Raw genomic sequence first — 21,891 nt, 5'->3', positions numbered from 1 at the left:
GCAATTCGTGCAATCTGTCCCTGACACTCTTCGCGCAAGCGGTTCAGCGCAGCGCCGCCGACTTGGCGTGATGGGCGGGACGTTCGACCCCATCCACAATGGTCACTTGGTTGCCGCCAGCGAGGTTGCCGACCGGTTTGAACTCGACGAGGTCATTTTCGTCCCGACGGGAGAGCCGTGGCAGAAGCAGGGGCGCAAGGTCAGCCCCGCCGAGCATCGGTACCTGATGACCGTCATCGCGACCGCATCAAATCCGCGGTTCACCGTTAGCCGGGCCGATATTGACCGTGGCGGGGCGACCTACACCGTCGACACCCTCGTCGACCTACGCGACGCGCATCCCGACGCGGACCTGTACTTCATTACCGGCGCAGACGCGCTGGCCTCGATCCTGTCGTGGGAGAACTGGGAGCAGCTGTTCACCTTGGCCAAGTTCATAGGGGTCAGCCGACCCGGATACGAACTGAGTTCCGATCACATCGCCCATGCCGAGCTGCCTCCCGACGGGCTCTCGCTTGTCGAAGTGCCCGCGCTCGCCATCTCGTCGACCGACTGCCGGATTCGGGCGGGCCAGGAGCGGCCGATTTGGTACCTGGTACCGGACGGGGTCGTGCAGTACGTCGCAAAACATCAGCTTTACAGTCAGAACCGAGGGGACGCCGCATGACCGCCACCGCAGATGCCGTCGAGCTAGCGACGCTGGCCGCACAGGCAGCCGCAGCCAAGCTCGCCACCGATGTCGTCGTCATCGACGTCTCCGAACAGCTGGTCATCACCGACTGCTTCGTGATCGCCTCGGCCTCTAACGAGCGCCAGGTGAACGCCATTGTCGACGCGGTGGAAGAGCAGCTGCGCCGGGGCGGTCACAAGCCGGTGCGCCGCGAAGGCGGCCGCGAGGGACGCTGGACGCTCCTGGACTACGTGGACGTGGTTGTCCACGTCCAGCACGAAGACGAGCGTAATTACTATGCGCTGGAACGGCTTTGGCGTGACTGCCCGACCATTCCGGTGGATCTGGACGCTGCGCCGGTCGATGCCCCGGCCGACACGGAGGACGGCGCATGATCCGTCGGTTGGTGCTGCTGCGGCATGGGCAGACGACCTTCAACGCCGACAGCCGGATGCAGGGACAGCTGGACACCGGACTGTCGGATCTGGGCCGGGCGCAGGCGGTCGCGGCCGCCGAAGTGCTGGCCAAGCGGCTGCCACTGGTGATTGTGTCCTCGGATCTGCAGCGGGCATATGACACCGCGACGGCGCTGGCGGATCGCTGCCACGTCGGGGTGTCGGTCGATGAGCGGCTGCGGGAGACCCATCTCGGCGATTGGCAGGGGTTGACCCATCACGAGGTCGACGCCATTGCCCCCGGCGCCCGGGCCGCCTGGCGCGATGATGCGACGCTGGCGCCTCATGGCGGAGAGAGCCGCATCGACGTCGCTAATCGCAGCGTGCCCCTCGTCGCCGAACTCGTTGACTCGGTGACGGAATGGGGAACCGATGAGCGCGATCACCCGGTGGTCCTTGTTGCCCACGGCGGTCTGATCGCCGCGCTCACTGCCGCCCTGCTGCGTCTGGATGTCAGCAACTGGCCGGTGCTCGGCGGGATGGGCAATGCGAGCTGGGTTCAGCTGGGCGGACATTCGGCGGACGGTGCCGGATTCAATGACATCCGGTGGCGCCTGGATGTCTGGAACGCCTCGGCGCAGGTGACCAATGACGTCCTCTGAGGGAGGCTCAGAGCGCAAGAAGCTGCTGATCTTTGCGGACTCGTTGTCCTACTACGGGCCAACCGGCGGTCTGCCCGCCGACGACCCCAGGATTTGGCCCAATATCGTTGGGCAGCATCTCGGTTGGGATGTCGAACTGATCGCCCGAATCGGCTGGACCTGTCGGGACGTGTGGTGGGCGGCCATCCAGGACCCGCGGGCGTGGGCAGCGGTACCGCACGCCGGAGCCGTCATCTTCGCGACGAGCGGCATGGATTCGCTGCCTTCGCCGCTTCCGACGGCGTTGCGGGAGTCGATCAGGCTGATTCGTCCGCCGAGATTGCGCAGCTGGATCCGCGACGGGTACGGCTGGTTGCAGCCCCGGCTTTCGCCCATCGCGCGGGTGGCACTGCCCCCCAAGCTCACCGTGGAATACCTTGAAAAGACTCGCGGCGCACTGGATTTCAACCGTCCCGGACTGCCCATGATCGCCTCGTTGCCGTCGGTGCACATCGCCGAGTCATATGGCCGCGTGCACTCGGGCAGGGAAGCCACCGCGTCCGCCATCCAGACCTGGGCGTCGGAACACAAGATGCCGGTGGTGGATCTGAAGGAAGCCGTCGGCGAGGAGATCTTCTCGGGCCGCGGGAACCCCGACGGAATCCACTGGAACTTTGTCGCGCATGAGCGCGTTGCCGAATTGATGATCAACGCGCTGCGGACCGTGCTGCCCGAGCTCGGGGTTCGGTGACTCATGCCGGTTGTGGTGGTGACGGACACTGGGGCGCGGCTGCAACCGCACGACGCCGAGATGCTGGGCATCCGGCTGGTGCCGTTGCATGTGCTGACTGGCGATCTGGACCTGCGTGACGGCGTGGACCCCATCCCCCCCTCGGTGTACGAGAAGGGCCGCGCCACCACCGCCGGTGCGTCGCCGGCCGAGCTGGCCGAGGTGTATCGGCAGGCCCTGATCGACAGCGGCGGCGACGGCGTGGTCGCGGTCCATCTGTCCGGCAGATTGTCGAGCACTTTCGAAGCCGCAGGACAGGCGGCCCGTGAATACGGCGATCGGCTGCATGTCGTTGATTCACGGTCGGCCGCGATGGGCAGCGGCTTCGTCGCGCTGGCCGCGGCCCGGGCTGCAGCCGCCGGTGCAGATCTGAGTGCGGCGTACCAGGCCGCGCGGGATGCTGTGGGGCGCAGTCGATGTGTCATGGTGGTGCACAAATTGGACCATCTGCGGCGCAGCGGACGTATCAGTGCCACCTCGTCCTGGCTCGGCACCGCGCTGGCCCTCAAGCCGGTGTTGCAGATCGATGATGACGGAAAGCTGGTTCTCGCGCAGCGCGTCCGCACCGCCACCAAGGCGATCGGGGCGATGGTCGACAACATCGTCGACTTCGTGGGGGAGCGTCGCGTCTCGGTGACGATCCACCACGTTGACAACACCGAAACCGCCGAGAAGGTCAACGAGCTGGTGTGCTCGCGGCTGAATACCGCGCATGATCCGGTGATCTCGGAGATGGGGCCGGTGCTGGCAGTGCACGTGGGGCCTGGTGCTGTCGGGGTGTGCGCCGAACCCGTGGAGTGAGGTAGGGCGTTCGGAGTTCTCCACAGCTCTGCATTGATCCACAGATGCCCCGCCACCTCTGGCGGGATGGTCCGGCGCTTTCTAGCGTCGGGATATGGAATCCGAGCTGCTGCACCGACGCCTTGCGCCGCCCGGGCGTGAGAGTGATGACGATGACGACGACGTCGCGGGGGCGGCCGGTGCTGAGCCGGATTCGGCCTTGCGTTGGCTCCCGGATTCACTGACGCCCGGCGGTCCGCGCGGGTGGCTGGAGTCCGTCCGCACCGACCCCGGTCGTGCCGGGATTGTTGCTCTGGGCGCTATTGGCGTGCTGGCGGTATTGGTCACGATCTTCACCGTGATGAGGCAGCCTGCACCGCCTGTGAGTGCACAACTTCCTCCGGTGCAACCGGTTTCATCGAGCACAACGTCCGCGCCGAGTGCCTTGGTCATCAGTGTGGCCGGCCTGGTGAAGCGACCAGGTCTGGTCACCTTGTCCAGTGGTGCCCGGGTCGCCGACGCGGTGACGGCGGCCGGGGGTGCGGTCGAGGGCGCCGACGTCGTGACGCTCAACATGGCTCGGCCGGTTGTCGATGGCGATCAGATAGTGGTCGGTCTGGCTCCGGCGCCCGGGCAGCCCGTGGGGATGACGAGCTCGATTATCGCCGCCGGGCGGCCACCTTCCGTCAATGCGGACGCCAGGGGGCCGATACCGCCGGGGCGGATAAACCTCAACACGGCAACCGAATCCGAACTGGATACGCTGCCCGGCGTAGGGCCGGTCATGGCAGCGTCGATTGTGCGGTGGCGCTCTGACCATGGCAAGTTCACCAGCATCGATCAGCTCTCGGAGGTCGACGGGGTCGGCCCCGCGCGGCTGGACAAGCTGCGCGCCCTTGTCGTGTTGTGACTCATGCCGATCTCGTGAATGCCGTCCGCGACGATGAGTCCCTTCTGGATCTGCGTCTGGTACCGCCCGCGCTTGCCGCCTGGGCCGCTACCGCAACGGGAATCCTTTGGCCGATAGGCTATTTCCTGGCGGCGGTGCTGGCGCTAGGAGCGCTGACCGTGCACCTGTCTCGTCGTCGGCTGAACAGGGCCTTCGGCACCGCGGTGCTCGTCGTCCTGATTGCCGGTGTTGGATTCTCGGTCGCCGCGGCCATGCGACGTGACGGGGTGCAGAGTCATCCCTTGCGTTCCCGCGTGGGACACGTTGTTGCGGTGCAGCTGCGGGTAACGGAGGACCCGCGATCGATCACCGGAGGGCGCGCGATGGTGCGCGCCGACCTCGTCGCGATGGGTGATACCGCACAGTCACGTGGTGGCTCCGTCATCGTCTTCGGGTCGTCGTCCTTGCTCGACGCCGTTGCTGTCGGCGACACGGTGACGACGCGTGCGGTGGTCACCCGTTCCGCGCGGCATGATCTGACCGCCGCCATGCTCGCCGCCGTGGGAGAACCCACGGTCATCGGCCACTCGCCAATTCATCGCGCGGCCAATGGCATTCGTGATCGATTTGTCGAGATCGCACGAAGTACGCTGCCTGCCGACCAAGCCGCGCTGCTGCCGGCGTTGGTGCTGGGGGACACCAGTGCGCTCGATGAGGGCACCATCGCGATGTTTCGAACATCGGGACTCACCCACTTGATGGCGGTATCGGGGGCCAACGTATCCATCGTGTGCGGGGCCGTGCTGCTCCTGGGGCGACTGATTGGCCTACGGGCCTCGGTGATGTTGGCGGGGCTCGTTCTGGTCGGCTTCGTCATCCTCGTCAGGCCCTCACCGAGCGTGTTGAGAGCGGCAGTGATGGGTGCGATCGGGCTACTTGGTGTGCTGACCGCGAGGCGTCGGCAGGCGGTACCAGCCTTGGCGGCAACGGCTTTGGTGCTGCTCGCCATATCACCGGGTCTTGCCGTGGACATCGGGTTTGCGTTGTCGGTGGTCGCCACGGCGGCCCTGGTGGTGCTGGCGCCGCGATGGTCAATGCGCCTGACCGCCCGGGGCTGGCCAAAGCCACTGGCCGATGCCCTATGCGTCGCGGTGGCGGCACAGGTGGTCACCGCTCCGCTGATTGCCGCGATCTCCGGAAGCGTCAGCGTGGCATCCGTCGCCGCGAACATGGTCGCTGGCGTCGTCATCGCGCCCATCACCATCCTGGGTACGGCGGCTGCGGGGCTTGCCATGATCTCACCGCTGACCGCGGGTCTGCTGGTGCGGTTCTGTGGCCCGGAACTGTGGTGGTTGCTCCACGTCGCCGACTACGCGGCCGCAGGTGGATCGACAGCGATTCCTGTGCCCTCGGGTGCCATCGGATTTTTGATTGTGGCTGTCGCGCTGGGGCTTTCGGTGTGGTGGTGGCGCCGGCGGTGGTTCCGCGGAGTGATCTGGTTCGCGGCGCTGTGCGTGCTTGCGTTGGTTATCTCGGCGAGACTGGTGGGTTAAGTTGTCGTCATTCGATCAGATCGTTCTGCGGTGGTCGGATGGACTCGTTACCGAGGGTGGGCAGCAGATCGGCCGGATCTCCATGCCACGGGAGGGCCGACAGTTGTCGCACACTACGTCGTCCGCCAAAGGCGCGCAGCGTCTCAAAGTCCGAAATCGAGAGGACGAGGCGATGTGTCGCCGTGGCGGGTTCACCGAGCTGGACGGAACCGGTGGTAGGGGTGTTCAGCATGAGCGCCAGTAAGCCGTCCTGTCGAGCCATCCCGTCAAGTCTCGTCATCAAGAACTCCACGGCGACTGCGAAGGCCGGATCATCCGTGCGCGTGCCAGGTTCGCCGAGTGCGCCGCGAATGTCGTGTTCATGTGTGAGGGAATCGAAGACGAGTTGGGCGGCCGGCGCTTCGAGGCCGTCCTGGCCCACCCGCTCGATCACCGTGCCGATCGCCTCGCTCCAAAGGTCGAGCAACTCATCGACAGTCCTTTCTGCCAGGCGATCAACCTGCGCGCGGGTCCACGCCTCGGTACCTATGCCTTTCAGAGTGAACGACACGATGTCTTGCGCGAGTCCGGTCAGATGAGCGAGCGTCTTGCGTACGGTCCAGGCGGGGCACGCGGGCACAGGTAATTCGGCGATCTGGTCACGATCGCGAAGAAGTGCGTCAATACGTTGGTAGACAAGGCGGTACGCCGCCACGGCCTCATGACCCGGCCGTAGTACCGGCTGTCGCTCGTAGCCGGGCACTAGGGGCTACGCCCTGGAAACGGTGCGCTGGCGGCGAGGTGATTGCACGGGTGCTTCGTGCGGTCGCCAGCAGTGGCGCAGCACCCGCAGCAGGAATGCGGGCCGTCGCATCTGGGATGGGGAGTCGTGCAGGTGGTTGACGCGCAGGATCGTTTCAGTGATGCGAATGTCCTCACGCGCCGCGGTCATCATCGCAAGAGCCCACCACGCCAACAACCTCCAGGCGATGCATTGCATGACAGAAGCATTCGCCGGTGCTCCGGTGAATAGTGGTGCCGCCAACTTGTTCTGTTGCCACACCGCGTTGATGCGTCGGCCGACGGCGTCGAAGTACCTGCGGGCGAGCTCGGCATCGCCGGCGATGAGGCAGTCCCTCAGTATCAGTGCCTCCGTCAGGGCCATGGTCATCCCCTGGCCCTTGATGGGATCCAGACTGCAGATCGCGTCGCCGATCACCAGCAGCCCCTCGGGGAACTGCTGAATGTGGTCATAGCGTCGCCACACGGCGTCGTGATAGCGGTAGGTGTGTACGTCGTCGATCGGCACCCCGGACCGGATGGTCTCCACCAACTCGGTGGGTGCGAATTGTTCTGCGAATGACATCATTTCGTCGAAGGTGGTGGGCGGTTCCTCCATGTCGAACTTGCCCAGCGTCACCATGACGGTGCCGTTCTCGCAGCGGGCGATCGCTCCACCATGCGGGTGCTCCGGTGCCGGGTTGAAGAAGGTCAGCTTGTCCATCGCGACGTCATCGGACACGTGCACGAGCTGGCTGGCATACGTCACGGGCGATGCCATGCGGACCTCGGCAGGCCTTTCGCATCCGAGCCGATCCAAGAATGTTTGCGTCCGTGGAGTCCGTCCGGTGGCGTCAACCACCAGGTCTGCGATGAGTGTCGTGACCAGCCCCGTAGATCGTCGCGCTACGCGAACGCCGGTGACGCGGTGTTCCTCGGTCATCGGTTCGATGACATCGTGCCCATCGAGGAACCTGACATTGTCGATCAGTCGAACATGTTGTCGTACATGGGACTCCAGGAAGGGGCGGGTTGTGAGATAGAGCTTGAACGTTCCTGGGTCACGGAATTTGTCCGATCGGTTGAACATCTCATGCGGTCCGATCAGCATCCTGACGCGCGAGAGGTCACCCTCGTCGCAGACGGTGGCTCCGTCCGCCCGGAGTTCTCCGAGAATGCCGGGGAACAGTTGTTCCAGCGCTTCGGTGCCCGAGCTCATGAACATGTGAATGTGCTGACCCTGCCGCACGCCGGTGCGCGGGGTAGCGCCCACGCCCAATTCGTCGCGTTCGACCACCGTGACCGATTCGTAGGACTCGGACAGCACCCTGGCTGCCAGTAGCCCGGCCATCCCAGCCCCGAGGACTACCGCGTGATCTCTGTGTTCCCGCTTTTCAGGTGTCATCGCCGATCCTTTCGTCTCGATGCACCCTACTCTTACTGCTCTCTTAATTTCTTAGAAAAGCCTTAGATTTGGGGCGACGTCCTGGCCGAAGATGCGGTGCCAGATGTCGTCCAGCGGGAACCCGATCAACGCATAGAGACCACGTACCGCCATCAGCAGACCGCCGACCGGCGCGTACCAGGTGCGGGTGATCCGCACCGCCGCCGAACCGGGCCTGTCATAGGGCAAAACGATCGCGAGCGTGCCCGCGATGAACAGCAGGAACAACCCGAACAGAATGAAGTAATGCGCGGGATTGGCCAGCGGGCCCGCGTCGCGGCCCTTGCCGATGTGCAGGCTGACATCCCAGATGAAACCAAACAGCGCGGCGACGATCGTCGAGACGAAGAGGCAGATCTGCAGCGCCACCCAGGGCGGCCGGTTGAATTTGTTACCCACCCGGTCCGCCAGGTTCTGTAGCCAGGTGATGCGTCGCTGGCGGTGCAGGTAGCCGATCCAGAGCAGGCCACCCGAGACGATCGCGGCGACCACCGACATACCGATCACCTGGTCGAGCGCGGCGCCACCGCCCTCGTCGGCAGCAGCGATGATGTGCAAAGACTCCGTTGTCATTGGCCGGCCATCTTGTCCGCTGAGTGGGGGAGCAACAGTGCTACTGGTCGGTAGTGATTCCAGAATCTTGCGGCTCAAACAGGGGTACGTGCTAATCACTCACCCGGTCGACGGTGGAAACTCGCTGTCCGCGCGGCATGGGACGATCGTCGGGTGACCGATGCGCTGCACCTGATCCTGGGGGATGAAGAACTACTGGTCGAGCGTGCGGTGACGTCGGTGCTCCACAGGGTGCGCGGCAAGGCGGGTGCGGACATCCCCGTCAATCGGCTGCGGGCAGGGCAGGTCGACGTGGCGGAGCTGGCCGAGCTGCTGAGCCCCTCGCTGTTCTCCGACGAAAGAGTCATCATCGTCGAGGCTGCCGCCGAAGCGGGGAAGGACTCCGTCGCCCTCATCGAGCAGGCGGCCTCCGACCTGCCGCCGGGAACCTTTCTGGCTGTGCAACATTCCGGTGGTGGCCGCGCGAAGGCGCTGGCCACCACATTGCAGAATCTCGGCGCCGTGGTGCACAACTGCGCACGGATCGCCAAGGCTGCCGAGCGCGCCGACTTCGTGCACAAGGAGTTCCGCCGCCTGGGCCAGAAGGTGGACGCCGATGTGGTCGCCATCGTGATCGACGCCGTCGGCTCCGACATTCGGGAACTGGCGGCAGCGTGTTCGCAGTTGGTGTCGGACACCGACGGCAACGTCGACGAGGCCGCGGTGCGCCGCTACCACTCCGGACGTGCGGAGGTGTCCGGATTCGATATCGCCGACAAGGCGGTGGTGGGTGACATCGCCGGCTCGACGGAGGCACTGCGCTGGGCGATGCAGCGGGGTGTCCCGCATGTGTTGTTGGCCGATGCGCTCGCCGAGGCGGTGCACACCATCGCGCGGGTGGGGCCTATCAAACAGAACGCCTACGCGGCAGCCTCCGAGCTCGGGATGCCGCCGTGGCGTATCGAAAAGGCGCAGAAACAGGCGCGGCGGTGGTCGCGTGATGCGGTGGCCGAGGCCATCCGGGTAGTGGCCGCGCTCAACGCCGATGTGAAGGGGGCGGCGGCCGACGCCGACTACGCCCTGGAATCGGCGGTGCGCAAGGTGGCCGAATTGGTGAATACCTAACGCACCGGAGCTACCTGGAGACGCGAAAAACGCCGAGCACGCTCGCGCGCTCGGCGTTGATCGGAAAACTAGATCAGAGCTTATTCAGAGCCAGGGCCAGCGCCGACTTCTTGTTGGCGGCCTGGTTCTTGTGGATGACACCCTTGGTGACGGCCTTGTCCAGCTTGCGGCTGGTCGCAACGAGCAGCTCGCCCGCCTTGTCCTTGTCACCTTCGGCGATGGCATCGCGGAAACCGCGGACTGCCGTGCGCAGAGACGACTTGGTCGCCTGGTTGCGCAACCGGGCACGCTCGTTGGTCCGGATGCGCTTTTCCTGCGACTTGATATTGGCCACGCGTCTAAATCCTTCGGTAAATATCGTCTGGTAGGGCGGCGGGCCTCCAGATCATTGGATCCAGGGCAGCTGATCAGCGCCGCAAGGGAAGAGACTACCAGGGGTACGGCCGAAACCTGAAACCGGCGGGTGAGCCAACAACGTCAGATTGCGTCCAGGTAGCCAGCAAGTATCGGTGATACGCGCGCACGCACTGCCGAATCCGGCGAGTTGGTGCAGCATAGGCAAGGTGAGCCTGCGAACAGTGATGCCGAACTCGGGGCGACCCACACGCGCGGCGGCTACGCCACGGCTAACCCGGCGTGATGACCAGATCTTTGGCGGATACCGCGCACTGGTGTCCGAGAAGGGCGCTTACTCCAAGGCCTTCGATGAAATGTTCGATGCGGAGGGCAACGTGCGCGGACCCTATAAGGGGATCTACGCCGAGCTCGCGCCCACCGACGCCGCCGACCTGGCCGCGCGCGCCGACGCGCTGGGCAGGGCATTCGTCGATCAGGGAATCACCTTCTCGCTGTCGGGTCAGGAGCGGCCGTTTCCGCTGGATCTGGTGCCGCGCGTCATCGCCGCGGCCGAGTGGTCGCGGCTGGAGCGGGGCATCGCCCAGCGGGTCAAGGCACTCGAGATGTACCTCGCCGATATCTATGGCGATCAGGAGATCCTGCGCGACGGGGTAATCCCGCGTGCCTTGATCACCTCCTGCGAGCACTTCCACCGGGAGGCCGCCGGGATCAACCCACCCAACGGGGTGCGCATCCACGTCGCGGGTATCGACCTGGTGCGCGATGCGCAGGGGACCTTCCGGGTGCTCGAGGACAACCTGCGCTCTCCGTCCGGGGTGTCGTACGTGATGGAGAACCGCCGCACCATGGCGCGGGTCTTCCCGGACCTGTTCACCTCGCACCGAGTGCGCGCGGTGGACGACTACGCCTCGCATCTGTTGCGGGCCCTGCGTAAATCGGCGGCCACCAATGAGGCCGATCCGACCGTGGTGGTTCTCACACCTGGTGTCGCGAACTCCGCCTACTTCGAGCACTCACTACTGGCCCGCCAGATGGGTGTCGAACTCGTCGAGGGCCGCGACCTGTTCTGCCGCGACAACCAGGTTTATATGCGCACCACCGAAGGTGAACGTCAGGTCGACGTCATTTACCGCCGCATCGACGACACCTACCTGGACCCCATGCAGTTCCGTCCCGATTCGGTACTCGGGGTCGCGGGGCTGCTGAACGCCGCACGCGCCGGGAACGTCGTCATCTCCAGCGCCGTCGGCAATGGAGTGGGCGACGACAAGCTCGTCTATACCTACGTGCCGACGATCATCGAGTACTACCTCGGTGAGAAACCCATCGTCGCGAACGTGGACACCTACCGATGTTGGCTCGACGACGAGCGTGAGGAAGTGCTGGACCGCATCGACGCGCTCGTCATCAAGCCGGTGGAGGGGTCCGGCGGGTACGGCATTGTGTTCGGGCCCGACGCCTCCGAGAAGGAACGTTCCGCGATCGCTAAGAAGATCAAAGCGGACCCGCGGGGGTGGGTGGCTCAGCCCGTGGTCCAGTTGTCCACGGTGCCCACGAAAGTCGGCGATCAGCTGGTGCCTCGGCATGTGGATCTGCGCCCGTTTGCGGTCAACGACGGTGATGACGTGTGGGTGCTGCCCGGTGGCCTCACCCGGGTGGCGCTGCCGGAGGGCTCGCTGGTGGTGAACTCGAGCCAGGGTGGCGGATCCAAGGACACCTGGGTACTGGCCTCGCGGGCCTCTGTCGCCGATCGTGAGCTGTCGGGGGCTGAAGTGGTCCCCGAACTGCCGCAGGCGGCGGAGGTCGAACAAGGACCTGAGGCAGCCACCGCAGGTCTGCAGGTGCAACAGCAACAACAGCAACAACAGCAACAACAGCAACAACAGCAGGTGATGTCCTAATGCTGGCGCGAAACGCGGAGTCGCTCTACTGGATCGGCCGATACGTCGAACGGGCCGATGACACGGCGCGCATCCTGGATGTCACGGTGCACCAGCTGCTCGAGGACGCGAGTGTCGATCCCGACCACGCCTCCCGCGTGCTGCTGCGCGTGCTGGGCATCGACGCACCGGACATCGTGCTCGACGTGTGGTCACTCACCGAACTTGTCGCATTCAGCCGGGGAGTGCAGGGCGGGTCGATCGTCGACTCCATTTCTGAAGCGCGTGAGAATGCCCGCGGCGCACGCGAAGTGACATCTACCGAGATGTGGGAGTGCCTCAACACCACCTACAACGCGCTGGCCGATCGTGAGCGCGCCGCCCGCAGACTCGGCCCGCACGAGTTTTTCACCTATGTGGAGGGGCGTGCCGCGCAATTCGCGGGGCTCGCCGACTCCACGCTCAGCCGTGATGACGGTTACCGATTCCTGGTGTTGGGACGGTCCATCGAGCGGGTGGATATGACGGTGCGGCTGCTGCTTTCGCGCGTTGGTGACCGTGCGTCCTCGCCAGCCTGGGTGACCCTATTGCGCAGCGCGGGCGCCCACGACACATACCTGCGTACCTACCGTGGGGTGTTGGATGCCAGCCGGGTCGTTGAGTTCATGCTGCTGGACCGGCTGTTCCCGCGTTCGGTGTTCCACTCACTGCGCCAGGCCGAGCTGAGCCTTGAGGAACTGGATCACCAGCCGCATAGCCGGGTTGGTGCGCGTGCCGAGGCGCAGCGGCTCTTGGGGCGGGCCCGCAGTGAGTTGGAGTTCATGCGCCCAGGGGTGCTGCTGGAGGACCTGCCGACCCGTCTGGCCGGCCTGCAACAGACCTGCCGGGAATTGGGCGAGGCGGTGGCGCTGCAGTATTTCCACGCCGCACCATGGGTGGCGTGGAGCGATGCCGGTGGTCGCCACGATGTGGATCCCATCGAGGAAGGCGAGATCTGACGATGAGGCCCCCACCAGCGGGAGGTACCCCCAGCTTGCGCGAAGAGGAGAAGTAGATGTGGCGCCTGCGAGTCGTCCACGCGACCGGTTACGCCTACAAGACGCCGGTGACCGCTTCCTACAACGAGGCGCGGTTGACGCCGCGTAGTGACGGTCGCCAGAACGTCATCCTCAACCGTGTGGAGACGGTCCCGGCCACCCGCTCGTACCGGTATGTCGACTACTGGGGTACTGCCGTCACGACATTCGACCTACACGCACCGCATACCGAGCTGGAGGTGACGGGGCTGTCGGTGGTGGAGACCGACATCGCGGAAAGGCCGGAGGAATCCGTGGGCTGGGATGACATCCACGCCACGGCCGTCATCGACCGATTCGACGAGTATCTGTCGCCCAGTGCATACGTCCCACACAGCAAGAAAGTGCAGTCAGTGGGCAAGCGGATCAGCAGGGCGGCCACTCCCGCCGAAGCTATTGTCGCGGCATCGAAATGGGTGCATTCGGAGCTCGACTATGTACCCGGAACCACCGGCGTGCACTCGTCGGCGCTGGACGCGCTGCGCGAAAGAAAGGGCGTATGCCAGGACTACGCGCATCTCACCCTGGTTCTGCTGCGCAGTATGGGGATCCCGGCGCGCTACGTGTCGGGCTATTTGCACCCCAAGGGTGACGCGGCCGTGGGCGAGACGGTGGATGGACAGAGTCACGCGTGGATCCAGGGCTGGGCCGGCAGTTGGTGGGATTACGACCCCACCAATGACAGCGAGATCAACGAGCAGTACATCACCATCGGCGTCGGCCGGGACTACTCGGACGTCAGCCCGCTCAAGGGCATCTATTCGGGGGGCGGCTCGACCGATCTGGACGTCGTGGTCGAAGTCACACGACTCGCCTAAACACCGCAGAAAAGCCGGTTATTGCACAGGTGTCTGGCAAGAAGAGTAATAATGCGTAGACCATGGTGACCAAACAAGCTACCGGGCTATACGGCGGACGAACGGCAGACGAGCGCCGCGCGGAGCGGCGGCGACGCCTCCTTGAGGCGGGGCTCGAGGTTATGGCCAGCTCAGGCTGGGCAGCGACAACGGTTCGGGAGATCTGCAAGACCGCCGGACTGAACACGCGTTACTTCTACGAGTGCTTCGACGGCCTCGACGAGCTGCTCGTCGCTGTCTTCGACTGGATCATCGAAGACAGCATCGCCACGGCAGGTTCGGCGATGGCCGCCGCTGACAAGGACTCACGCTCGCAGGTGCATGCCGGCGTTGTGGGTGCGGTGACCGCACTGACCGCCGACCCCCGGCGCGCCCGTGTGATCGCCACCGAGGCGATGGGAAGCCAGCGACTGACTCGTCGTCGCATGCGGTTGACGCACTACATGGCGTTGATGCTCGGTGCCGCTCGCGCCGAGTTCGATCCGGATGCCGATCCGAACTACACCGCGGTGCAGGCCGAAGCCCTGGCTGCGGGTGTCGCCGGCACCGTCTTGGCCTGGCTCGACGGACGGCTGCGTCTGGAGCGTGAGGAGCTGGCCGAGTACACCGCCCAGTTCATCAATCAGGCCATGTTCACGCCGTCGCCGGTGCGTAACTCCGTCGAACTGCGCAACTCAGTCGAACACTGAGGCCGCGCGGAGCGATTGGATCAGCTCCAGGAGAACCGCGCGCGCAGATGCATGGCGACAATGTTGAATCGCTCCACGTCCAGAATGGCGCCCTCGCGCCGAATTCCCTCTTCGGGAACGTCAAGCACTCGATCGAGGCGCACCCAGCTGGGGCGTCCGTCGTAATCCCAGCTACCACTGCCGAGCCCCACCCAATCCAGATCGCTTTCGTGGCGCTCCTGGCTCGACAGCATCAGGCCCAGCAGGACCGCCCCGTCCCGTCCCACGACAAGCACCGGACGGTCCTTTCCCTGTGAGGGGTCATCCTCGTAGACCACCCACGTCCACACGATCTCGCCGGGATCGGCGCGACCGTCCAGGTCGGGTGCGTATTCGATGCGCCGGGCGCGATGGGCCGTGGGCACACTGCGGTTGGTCACCGGACGGCCCGGAATGGCGGTCTGCGGCTCGGTTTCTACGACACCGATCGCCTCGAGTCCACGCTGTAGTCCACGCTGGACAAGTTCGGACCCCTGTAGTTGCCGCAGCACCTTCGGGCCTTCGCGGAACACGATGGTTTCCGCGATCTTCCCGAGCCTCCGCCCGAGCGTCTGCCACTGTGACGCCATGCAGCGAGCATACTGACCGGTAGCCCTCGGCGATGTGTGTGTCAGGAGCACGTCTGTCGGCATGGGAGCATGGTGCGGTGCCAAGTTTTGCCGACACGACGTTCACGGACCCGGCGCGTATCCGTAACTTCTGCATCATCGCCCACATCGACCACGGGAAGTCGACGCTGGCCGACCGGATGCTGCAGCTGACCGGTGTGGTCGACGCGCGGTCCATGCGCGCCCAGTACCTGGACCGGATGGATATCGAACGCGAACGCGGCATCACCATCAAGGCACAGAACGTGCGGCTGCCCTGGAAAATCAGCACCGCCGCCGACTCCGCCGAGTACGTGCTGCATCTCATCGACACCCCCGGGCACGTCGACTTCACCTACGAGGTGTCGCGCGCCCTGGAGGCCTGTGAGGGCGCCGTGCTGCTGGTCGATGCCGCGCAGGGCATCGAGGCGCAGACACTGGCCAACCTGTACCTGGCGCTCGACAAAGACCTGACGATCATCCCGGTCCTCAACAAGATCGATTTGCCCGCCGCCGACCCGGACCGCTACGCGCAAGAGATCGCGCACATCATCGGCTGCGAGCCCTCCGATGTGCTTCGGGTATCCGGCAAGACCGGTGAGGGCGTCGAGGCGCTGCTCAATGAGGTGGTGCGGCTGATTCCTGCGCCGCAAGGCGATCCGGACGCCCCGGCGCGCGCGATGATCTTCGACTCCGTGTACGACATCTACCGCGGTGTCGTCACCTACGTCCGCGTCGTCGACGGCAAGATCACGCCGCGCGAGAAGATCGCGATGATGTCGACGGGCGCCACCCACGAACTGCTGGAGGTGGGCATCGTCTCGCCGGATCCCAAACCCTCTGTGGGCCTTGGGGTCGGTGAGGTCGGCTACCTGATCACCGGCGTGAAGGACGTGCGCCAGTCGAAGGTCGGTGACACCGTCACCTCCGCACGCAAGGGTGCGACCGAACCGCTCACCGGTTATCGCGAACCCCGGCCGATGGTGTACTCCGGGCTCTACCCGGTGGACGGATCCGACTACCCGAATCTTCGTGAGGCGCTGGACAAGCTGCAGCTCAACGACGCCGCACTCACCTACGAGCCGGAGACCTCGGTGGCGCTGGGCTTCGGATTCCGTTGTGGCTTCCTGGGATTGCTGCACATGGAGATCACCCGTGAGCGGCTGGAACGCGAATTCAACCTCGACCTCATCTCGACCGCGCCGAACGTGGTGTACCGGGTGATAACTGAAGGAACGGCGCCCGGTGATCCAGGAATGATGGTGACCAACCCGTCCATCTGGCCCGAGGGCAAGATCCGGTCGGTGTTCGAGCCCGTCGTGAAAACCACCGTGATCGCGCCGAGTGAGTTCATCGGTTCGATCATGGAGCTGTGCCAGTCGCGGCGCGGCGAACTCGGCGGTATGGACTACCTCTCGCCGGAGCGTGTCGAGCTGCGTTACACAATGCCGTTGGGCGAGATCATCTTTGACTTCTTCGACTCGCTGAAATCACGCACCCGCGGCTACGCCAGCCTGGACTACGAAGAGGCCGGCGAGCAGGAGGCCGACCTGGTGAAGGTTGACATCCTGCTCCAGGGTGAGGCGGTCGATGCGTTCAGCGCCATCGTGCACAAGGACGGCGCCTCGGCGTATGGCAACAAGATGACCGCCAAGCTCAAGGAGCTCATTCCGCGTCAGCAGTTCGAGGTGCCGGTGCAGGCTGCCGTCGGATCCAGAATCATTGCGCGCGAGAATATTCGGGCTATCCGTAAGGATGTGCTCTCCAAGTGCTACGGCGGTGACATCACCCGTAAGCGCAAGCTGCTGGAGAAGCAGAAGGAGGGCAAGAAGCGCATGAAGACCATCGGACGGGTCGAGGTGCCACAGGAAGCCTTCGTGGCGGCGTTGTCCACCGAGTCCGCGGCGGACAAGCCCAAGAAGTAGTCCCAGCGGCGGCTTCGCGCGGCGGGTGACCCAACCTCGTCGAGCGTGCGGATAGTGTCGAAATTTCGCTGAGTTCCGACCGAATCCGCACACTCGGGTTCAGTGCTGGCATTCCTGACTGGGCATGCCGACGATCGCCCCGCCCTGCGGCCAGCCGACGGGTGAGTCCTCCCAGGGTTCCTGACGTCCATACGGCGTCAGGTCCAGGAACGGATACCCGACCGCGGAATGGTCCAGCCCGCGCGCGAAGGCCGAATAGGTATGAAAGACCTCATCTTCGCGACGCAGAAAGACACTGGCGCCTGGCCAGTCCCCGTGGAGGTCCTCGTCGCTGAATCCGTCGGCGCGCAACTCGTCGAGCGACCTGTAGTTGTACTCGACCGGAACGCGTGACGGGTCGAGCGTCACATGGAAGTCGTAGCTGAAATCGCCGTCATTGGTGGAATACCACGGGAATGTCCACCCGTGTTCGTCGCGGTAACGCGCCATGCTTGCGTACGGTGCGCGGGATACGCAAGCGAAGGTGACGCCCTTGTCGGCCAACAAGGTGCGGTCTCGTTCGGTGAACGTCATGTCGGCTGCCCCCGTGCAACTGGGGCAGCCGCGGTCGATATCGTCCAGCCACATGAAGTGGTGGACGTAGAGCGTGTGCCGTCCCTCGAACATGTCCAGGAGCCGCGCCTGTCCGTCGGGGCCCTCGAATACGTAGTCCTTCTCGACCTTCACCATGGGTAGCCGTCGACGTTCGGCATTGACGGCATCGCGGAGATGCGTGGCCGCGCGCTCGCGGGCCAACAGTTGCTTGCGGGCCGTCAGCCATTCCTCGCGGGTGACGGCGGCGGGGTAGGCGGGTGAGCTTGTCATATCCATACCGACCCGCCCCGGCCGGAAAACTCATCGCGTCGATACGCTGAGGAGCATGAGTAGCGTCCTTGCCGGGCTTCGTCTTCCCATCGTCGGTGCCCCGATGGCCGGCGGTATTAGCGTCCCGGCGTTGGCAGGCGGCGTGAGTGCGGCAGGCGGTTTCGGCCTGCTGCCCGCGGGGTACCGCACCATCGCGCAGTTGGATCAGGACCGCGAGGCGATGGGCGATCTGCCCTTTGGCTTCAACGTTTTCGTCCCCACACCCGACCAGGGTGTCGACCTGCGGGAGTATCTCGACAAGCTGAAGGTGTGGGCCGACAAGTTCGAGGTCGCTCCCGGTGACCCGGTCTGGCATGACGACGCGTATGCCGACAAGATCGAATATCTGGTCGCCAAGCCTGTCCCGGTGGTGTCGTTCACCTTTGGGGTGCCGTCCGCACAGGATGCGCACAGGCTGCGCGCCGCTGGATCCGAGGTGTGGATCACGGTCACCAGTGCCGCCGAGGCCACGATCGCCGAGGGGATCGGCGCCGACGCGCTGGTGGTGCAGGGCCCGGAGGCCGGCGGTCATCGCAGCAGTTTCGACGCCGGGGCTCCCGAGGAGCCGCTGGTGGACCTGATCGCGAACGTGCGGGCGGTCACCGCGTTACCGCTGGTTGCCGCGGGCGGAATCATGGACGGCACCGACATCGCCCGGGTGCTTGCCGCCGGAGCCTCGGCCGCACAGCTGGGTACCGCTTTGGTGGTGACCGACGAGTCGGGAGCCAAACAGGTCTACAAGGACGCTCTGCTGCAACCGGCCGAGACGGTGGTGACACGGGTGTTCTCGGGCCGCCCGGCGCGGAGCATCTCCAACGCATTCCAGCGGGATATGGAATCGGTTGCTCCGGTGAGCTTCCCGGCGCTGAACTCGGCGACCAAGGAGCTTCGGGCGAGCGGGGACCCGGACGTGATGTCGTTGTGGGCGGGTACCGAACATCACCGTGCGCGGGCCCTGCCGGTGGCGGAATTGATGTCCGTATTGGCTGCCGAGCTGGGCTCGGCTGCCGGTGAGGTGACGACATGAAGCCGGCCGCTCTCATCTGGACCATGGTCATCGCCGCATGCGTGTTGATCGGCCTCGACCTGGTCATCTATCTGGCGGGGCCGCGTAGCGGAGGCTCCACCGGTGTCCTGGTGGCCCTTTTGGTCTTCAATCTGCTGTTGTTCGGCGGCCTCGGTATCTATCTGCGCCGCCGACGCTAAATAACCGGTGCGTTCCGGGGTCGCACCTACGATGGTCCGATGGTGTCGTCTCTTGATCCCGAGTTGTCGCTTGAAGGACTGATGTCCGCTCAGTCTCCCGTCCAGCGCCGCGGTCCCTTCCCGCCGATCGCCGACTACGCGTTCCTCTCGGACTGGGAGAACACCTGCTTGATCGCCGCCAACGGGTCAGTGGAGTGGATGTGCGTCCCGCGGCCTGACTCGCCGAGCATCTTCGGCGCCATCCTCGATCGCGGCGCCGGCCACTTCCGGATCGGGCCGTACGGACACAACGTTCCGGCCGCGCGCCGTTACCTGCCGGGCAGCCTGATGGTGGAAACCACGTGGCAGACCAAGACGGGCTGGCTCACAGTCCGCGATGCGCTGGTGCTGGGGCCATGGCATGACGTCGATTCGCGGTCGAAGACACACAAGCGCACGCCGACCGACTGGGATGCCGAACACATCCTGCTGCGCACCGTGCGCTGCGTCAGCGGCACCGTCGAAGTGATCATGAACTGCGAGCCCGCCTTCGACTACCACCGCGAGGGGCTCACCTGGGAGTACTCCGGTGACGGATATGGCGAGGCGATAGCCCGGGCGGCCAAGAATCCCGAGACCAACCCGACCCTCAAGCTCACCACGAATCTTCGGCTGGGATTGGAGGGCCGCGAGGCTCGGGCCCGTACCCGGCTCACCGAGGGTGACAGTGTCTTCGTCGCGCTCAGCTGGTCGAAACACCCTGTCCCGCAGACCTATGCGGAAGCCGCCGACAAGATGTGGAAGACCGCCGAAGCCTGGCGGCAATGGATCAACATCGGCGAATTCCCCGATCATCCATGGCGGTCGTACCTGCAGAGCAGTGCACTGGTCCTCAAAGGCCTGGCGTACTCGCCGACCGGAGCGCTGTTGGCGGCATCGACCACGTCTCTGCCGGAAACCCCTGGGGGAGTGCGCAACTGGGACTATCGTTATTCCTGGGTGCGGGACTCGACCTTTGCGCTGTGGGGTCTCTACACGCTCGGGCTGGATCGCGAGGCCGACGACTTCTTCGCCTTCATCGCCGATGCGTCCGGTGCGAACAACGGGGAGCGGCATCCGTTGCAGGTGATGTACGGCGTGGGTGGAGAACGCACGCTGACGGAGGGGGAGCTGCCGCATCTGTCCGGGTACGACGGGGCCCGGCCGGTGCGGATAGGTAACGGTGCGTTCGATCAGGTCCAGCACGACATTTGGGGCACCATGCTCGATTCGGTGTACGTGCACGCGAAATCGCGCGAACAGATTCCGGCGACACTGTGGCCGATTCTGAAGAATCAGGCAGAGGAGGCCGCGCGGCACTGGCGCGAACCCGACCGTGGAATCTGGGAGGTCCGGGGCGAGCCGCAGCACTTCACCTCCTCCAAGATCATGTGTTGGGTCGCGATGGATCGCGGCGCCAAACTCGCTGAGCTGCACGGTGAGAAGAGCTATGCCCAGCAGTGGCGCGATATCGCCGACGAGATCAAAGACGATATTCTCGAACGCGGCGTCGACGAGCGCGGGGTGCTGGTGCAGCGTTACGGTTCAACCGCTTTGGATGCCTCGCTGCTCCTCGCGGTGCTCAACCGGTTCCTGCCACCCGACGACCCGCGGATCCGTGCGACGGTGCTGGCGATCGCCGATGAGCTGACCCACGACGGTCTGGTCCTGCGCTATCGGGTGGAGGAGACCGACGACGGGCTTACCGGCGAGGAAGGCACCTTCACCATCTGCTCGTTCTGGTTGGTCTCGGCATTGGTAGAGATCGGCGAGGTGCGCCGGGCACGGCACCTGTGCGAGCGGCTGCTCTCCTTCGCCAGCCCGCTGCAGCTCTACGCCGAGGAGATCGATCCGCGCACCGGTCGGCATCTGGGCAACTTTCCGCAGGCCTTCACCCATCTGGCATTGATCAACGCTGTCGTGCACGTCATCCGGGCCGAGGAGGAGGCGGACGTGAGCGGCACCTTCCAGCCGGCGAACGCACCCACGTGAGGGCCCGGGGCGGCACCGCCGCGGTCGTGGTGGTGATGTGTGTGATCGCAGCTGGTTGCGGCCGCACCACCGACCACGCCGAGCAGACGTCCACCACGAGGGAGTCCTCCTCGGGGACAACGTCGTCGGGCTCTGCGGTGAACACCGCCCCGGCCTTTGGGTACACACCCCTATCGGAAACGGTCACGGGTGCCGAAGGGCTGGTCACCTACGACGTGCAGGTGCCGCAGCTGTCCGGTGGAGTTCCCGCCGTTCGTGATCGATTCAACGAAGGCACGCGCGCCGCGCTACGGGAATTGATCGAGGCATTGCCCGGTCCCGGCAACAGCCAGCACGTGTCGATCGGTGACGGTGATGTCGGGCCTGGCCTGGAGGCCACCGGTGTCGCCATGATCGGACCGCACGTAGTCGCCGGCATCCAGGTGTATCTCTGGTACGCCGGCGGCGCGCACCCCAACCAATCGGTGTCGACCACCGTGATCAATGGCGATACCGCCCAACCCATCACCTATGACAACCTGTTCCCCAACCAGTACGCGGCCCTCGAACGGCTGAGGCAGGTGTTACCCGATCTCGATCCGACCGGACGGGTGCGCCAGGGGAACGTCAACGGGCGACTTGAGCAGTGGGTACCGGCGCCGACGGGGTTGCGGTTCTATGTGCCCGTGTCGCATGCCGCCGGTGATTTTGTTCCGATTACCGTGCCGTGGGAAAGGATCCGCGATCAGGTGGCGCCTGAGATTCTGCCGATACTGAGTCAATAG

Annotated in this window: 22 protein-coding genes and 1 pseudogene; 17 read left to right on the top strand and 6 right to left on the bottom strand. The window is 65.0% G+C overall.

What is annotated here, in order from left to right; all coding sequences use genetic code 11:
* The first annotated feature begins 7 nt into the window (after window positions 1-7).
* The 7 genes from nadD to B4383_RS14225 all read left to right on the top strand — a co-directional run bounded on the left by nadD (window position 8) and on the right by B4383_RS14225 (window position 5,718).
* Window positions 8-667: a nicotinate-nucleotide adenylyltransferase gene (gene nadD / locus B4383_RS14255; protein WP_170914941.1), complete on the top strand. Its 660-nt coding sequence runs from the start codon at window positions 8-10 to the stop codon at window positions 665-667.
* A complete protein-coding gene (gene rsfS, locus B4383_RS14250; RefSeq protein WP_078291141.1) occupies window positions 664-1,065 on the top strand; it encodes a ribosome silencing factor in 402 nt (133 codons plus the stop codon). Before nadD ends, rsfS begins: the two co-directional genes overlap by 4 nt.
* On the top strand, window positions 1,062-1,727 hold the full coding sequence (gene gpgP / locus B4383_RS14245; RefSeq protein ID WP_078291139.1) for a glucosyl-3-phosphoglycerate phosphatase: 666 nt from the start codon (window positions 1,062-1,064) through the stop codon (window positions 1,725-1,727). Before rsfS ends, gpgP begins: the two co-directional genes overlap by 4 nt.
* Window positions 1,714-2,457: a diglucosylglycerate octanoyltransferase gene (octT, locus tag B4383_RS14240; RefSeq protein WP_078291137.1), complete on the top strand. Its 744-nt coding sequence runs from the start codon at window positions 1,714-1,716 to the stop codon at window positions 2,455-2,457. Before gpgP ends, octT begins: the two co-directional genes overlap by 14 nt.
* A 3-nt stretch (window positions 2,458-2,460) precedes the next feature.
* A complete protein-coding gene (locus B4383_RS14235) occupies window positions 2,461-3,297 on the top strand; it encodes a DegV family protein (RefSeq protein ID WP_078291135.1) in 837 nt (278 codons plus the stop codon).
* 94 nt (window positions 3,298-3,391) lie between these two features.
* Window positions 3,392-4,186 carry a ComEA family DNA-binding protein gene (locus tag B4383_RS14230; protein ID WP_078291133.1) on the top strand — a complete coding sequence of 265 codons (795 nt, stop codon included), beginning with the start codon at window positions 3,392-3,394 and terminating at the stop codon, window positions 4,184-4,186.
* Between the two features lie 14 nt (window positions 4,187-4,200).
* Complete coding sequence (locus tag B4383_RS14225; protein WP_078291281.1) at window positions 4,201-5,718, top strand: ComEC/Rec2 family competence protein; 1,518 nt, start codon at window positions 4,201-4,203, stop codon at window positions 5,716-5,718.
* A gap of 7 nt (window positions 5,719-5,725) precedes the next feature.
* Here the strand turns inward: B4383_RS14225 and B4383_RS14220 are convergent, their stop codons facing one another.
* The 3 genes and pseudogenes from B4383_RS14220 to B4383_RS14210 all read right to left on the bottom strand — a co-directional run.
* Window positions 5,726-6,460: a maleylpyruvate isomerase N-terminal domain-containing protein gene (locus B4383_RS14220; protein ID WP_078291130.1), complete on the bottom strand. Its 735-nt coding sequence runs from the start codon at window positions 6,458-6,460 to the stop codon at window positions 5,726-5,728.
* Window positions 6,461-6,466: 6 nt separating this feature from the next.
* Entirely contained in the window at window positions 6,467-7,882 is a 1,416-nt protein-coding gene (locus B4383_RS14215; protein WP_078291128.1) for an FAD-dependent monooxygenase, read from the bottom strand.
* Between the two features lie 75 nt (window positions 7,883-7,957).
* Window positions 7,958-8,494: pseudogene (locus B4383_RS14210) on the bottom strand (hypothetical protein); the annotation flags it as partial.
* A 153-nt stretch (window positions 8,495-8,647) separates the two neighbouring features.
* On the opposite strand from B4383_RS14210, the gene holA reads away from it, so the two are divergent.
* Window positions 8,648-9,598 carry a DNA polymerase III subunit delta gene (gene holA, locus B4383_RS14205; RefSeq protein ID WP_078291127.1) on the top strand — a complete coding sequence of 317 codons (951 nt, stop codon included), beginning with the start codon at window positions 8,648-8,650 and terminating at the stop codon, window positions 9,596-9,598.
* A gap of 73 nt (window positions 9,599-9,671) precedes the next feature.
* Here the strand turns inward: holA and rpsT are convergent, their stop codons facing one another.
* Window positions 9,672-9,932, bottom strand: coding sequence for a 30S ribosomal protein S20 (gene rpsT / locus B4383_RS14200; protein WP_078291125.1), 261 nt, complete (start codon window positions 9,930-9,932; stop codon window positions 9,672-9,674).
* Window positions 9,933-10,179: 247 nt separating this feature from the next.
* On the opposite strand from rpsT, the gene B4383_RS14195 reads away from it, so the two are divergent.
* From B4383_RS14195 to B4383_RS14180, 4 genes are all read left to right on the top strand, one after another.
* Window positions 10,180-11,856: a circularly permuted type 2 ATP-grasp protein gene (locus B4383_RS14195; protein WP_078291119.1), complete on the top strand. Its 1,677-nt coding sequence runs from the start codon at window positions 10,180-10,182 to the stop codon at window positions 11,854-11,856.
* Window positions 11,856-12,833, top strand: coding sequence for an alpha-E domain-containing protein (locus B4383_RS14190; RefSeq protein ID WP_078291117.1), 978 nt, complete (start codon window positions 11,856-11,858; stop codon window positions 12,831-12,833). Before B4383_RS14195 ends, B4383_RS14190 begins: the two co-directional genes overlap by 1 nt.
* 56 nt (window positions 12,834-12,889) lie before the next feature.
* Window positions 12,890-13,729, top strand: a complete 840-nt coding sequence (locus B4383_RS14185) for a transglutaminase family protein (protein WP_078291115.1) — start codon at window positions 12,890-12,892, stop codon at window positions 13,727-13,729.
* Window positions 13,730-13,791: 62 nt separating this feature from the next.
* Complete coding sequence (locus B4383_RS14180; protein WP_078291113.1) at window positions 13,792-14,457, top strand: TetR/AcrR family transcriptional regulator; 666 nt, start codon at window positions 13,792-13,794, stop codon at window positions 14,455-14,457.
* A gap of 20 nt (window positions 14,458-14,477) precedes the next feature.
* On the opposite strand, the gene B4383_RS14175 is transcribed toward B4383_RS14180, so the two are convergent.
* Window positions 14,478-15,065 (bottom strand): type II toxin-antitoxin system PemK/MazF family toxin, encoded by a 588-nt coding sequence (locus B4383_RS14175; RefSeq protein WP_078291111.1) that lies wholly within the window; start codon window positions 15,063-15,065, stop codon window positions 14,478-14,480.
* A gap of 32 nt (window positions 15,066-15,097) precedes the next feature.
* Between B4383_RS14175 and lepA the strand changes: the two genes are divergently transcribed.
* Complete coding sequence (gene lepA, locus B4383_RS14170; protein WP_176126592.1) at window positions 15,098-17,008, top strand: translation elongation factor 4; 1,911 nt, start codon at window positions 15,098-15,100, stop codon at window positions 17,006-17,008.
* A gap of 99 nt (window positions 17,009-17,107) precedes the next feature.
* On the opposite strand, the gene B4383_RS14165 is transcribed toward lepA, so the two are convergent.
* Window positions 17,108-17,872: a DUF899 domain-containing protein gene (locus B4383_RS14165; protein ID WP_286150630.1), complete on the bottom strand. Its 765-nt coding sequence runs from the start codon at window positions 17,870-17,872 to the stop codon at window positions 17,108-17,110.
* 55 nt (window positions 17,873-17,927) lie between these two features.
* On the opposite strand from B4383_RS14165, the gene B4383_RS14160 reads away from it, so the two are divergent.
* From B4383_RS14160 to B4383_RS14145, 4 genes are all read left to right on the top strand, one after another.
* Window positions 17,928-18,938: a nitronate monooxygenase gene (locus tag B4383_RS14160; protein WP_078291106.1), complete on the top strand. Its 1,011-nt coding sequence runs from the start codon at window positions 17,928-17,930 to the stop codon at window positions 18,936-18,938.
* Window positions 18,935-19,117 (top strand): hypothetical protein, encoded by a 183-nt coding sequence (locus B4383_RS14155; protein WP_078291103.1) that lies wholly within the window; start codon window positions 18,935-18,937, stop codon window positions 19,115-19,117. Before B4383_RS14160 ends, B4383_RS14155 begins: the two co-directional genes overlap by 4 nt.
* A gap of 81 nt (window positions 19,118-19,198) precedes the next feature.
* Window positions 19,199-21,127 carry a glycoside hydrolase family 15 protein gene (locus B4383_RS14150; RefSeq protein WP_176126599.1) on the top strand — a complete coding sequence of 643 codons (1,929 nt, stop codon included), beginning with the start codon at window positions 19,199-19,201 and terminating at the stop codon, window positions 21,125-21,127.
* Window positions 21,124-21,891, top strand: coding sequence for a hypothetical protein (locus tag B4383_RS14145; protein ID WP_139360771.1), 768 nt, complete (start codon window positions 21,124-21,126; stop codon window positions 21,889-21,891). The genes B4383_RS14150 and B4383_RS14145 overlap by 4 nt, the downstream gene beginning before the upstream one ends.

Source organism: Mycobacterium sp. D16R24 (genome assembly GCF_002013385.1).
In the GTDB taxonomy this organism is placed as follows: Bacteria; Actinomycetota; Actinomycetes; order Mycobacteriales; family Mycobacteriaceae; genus Mycobacterium.
Note: the sequence above shows the minus strand (reverse complement) of the source record. Positions and strands in the feature narration are given on the sequence as shown.

What these genes read in the sequence shown, in the direction of transcription:
- B4383_RS14185 (WP_078291115.1), top strand. Translation starts at nt 12,890, where the DNA reads ATGTGGCGCCTGCGAGTCGTCCACGCGACCGGTTACGCCTACAAGACG.
- B4383_RS14175 (WP_078291111.1), bottom strand. Translation starts at nt 15,065, where the DNA reads ATGGCGTCACAGTGGCAGACGCTCGGGCGGAGGCTCGGGAAGATCGCG.
- B4383_RS14195 (WP_078291119.1), top strand. Translation starts at nt 10,180, where the DNA reads ATGCCGAACTCGGGGCGACCCACACGCGCGGCGGCTACGCCACGGCTA.
- B4383_RS14230 (WP_078291133.1), top strand. Translation starts at nt 3,392, where the DNA reads ATGGAATCCGAGCTGCTGCACCGACGCCTTGCGCCGCCCGGGCGTGAG.
- B4383_RS14160 (WP_078291106.1), top strand. Translation starts at nt 17,928, where the DNA reads ATGAGTAGCGTCCTTGCCGGGCTTCGTCTTCCCATCGTCGGTGCCCCG.
- lepA (WP_176126592.1), top strand. Translation starts at nt 15,098, where the DNA reads ATGTGTGTGTCAGGAGCACGTCTGTCGGCATGGGAGCATGGTGCGGTG.
- B4383_RS14165 (WP_286150630.1), bottom strand. Translation starts at nt 17,872, where the DNA reads ATGACAAGCTCACCCGCCTACCCCGCCGCCGTCACCCGCGAGGAATGG.
- rsfS (WP_078291141.1), top strand. Translation starts at nt 664, where the DNA reads ATGACCGCCACCGCAGATGCCGTCGAGCTAGCGACGCTGGCCGCACAG.
- B4383_RS14190 (WP_078291117.1), top strand. Translation starts at nt 11,856, where the DNA reads ATGCTGGCGCGAAACGCGGAGTCGCTCTACTGGATCGGCCGATACGTC.
- B4383_RS14155 (WP_078291103.1), top strand. Translation starts at nt 18,935, where the DNA reads ATGAAGCCGGCCGCTCTCATCTGGACCATGGTCATCGCCGCATGCGTG.
- octT (WP_078291137.1), top strand. Translation starts at nt 1,714, where the DNA reads ATGACGTCCTCTGAGGGAGGCTCAGAGCGCAAGAAGCTGCTGATCTTT.
- gpgP (WP_078291139.1), top strand. Translation starts at nt 1,062, where the DNA reads ATGATCCGTCGGTTGGTGCTGCTGCGGCATGGGCAGACGACCTTCAAC.
- B4383_RS14180 (WP_078291113.1), top strand. Translation starts at nt 13,792, where the DNA reads ATGGTGACCAAACAAGCTACCGGGCTATACGGCGGACGAACGGCAGAC.
- B4383_RS14150 (WP_176126599.1), top strand. Translation starts at nt 19,199, where the DNA reads ATGTCCGCTCAGTCTCCCGTCCAGCGCCGCGGTCCCTTCCCGCCGATC.
- B4383_RS14235 (WP_078291135.1), top strand. Translation starts at nt 2,461, where the DNA reads ATGCCGGTTGTGGTGGTGACGGACACTGGGGCGCGGCTGCAACCGCAC.
- B4383_RS14215 (WP_078291128.1), bottom strand. Translation starts at nt 7,882, where the DNA reads ATGACACCTGAAAAGCGGGAACACAGAGATCACGCGGTAGTCCTCGGG.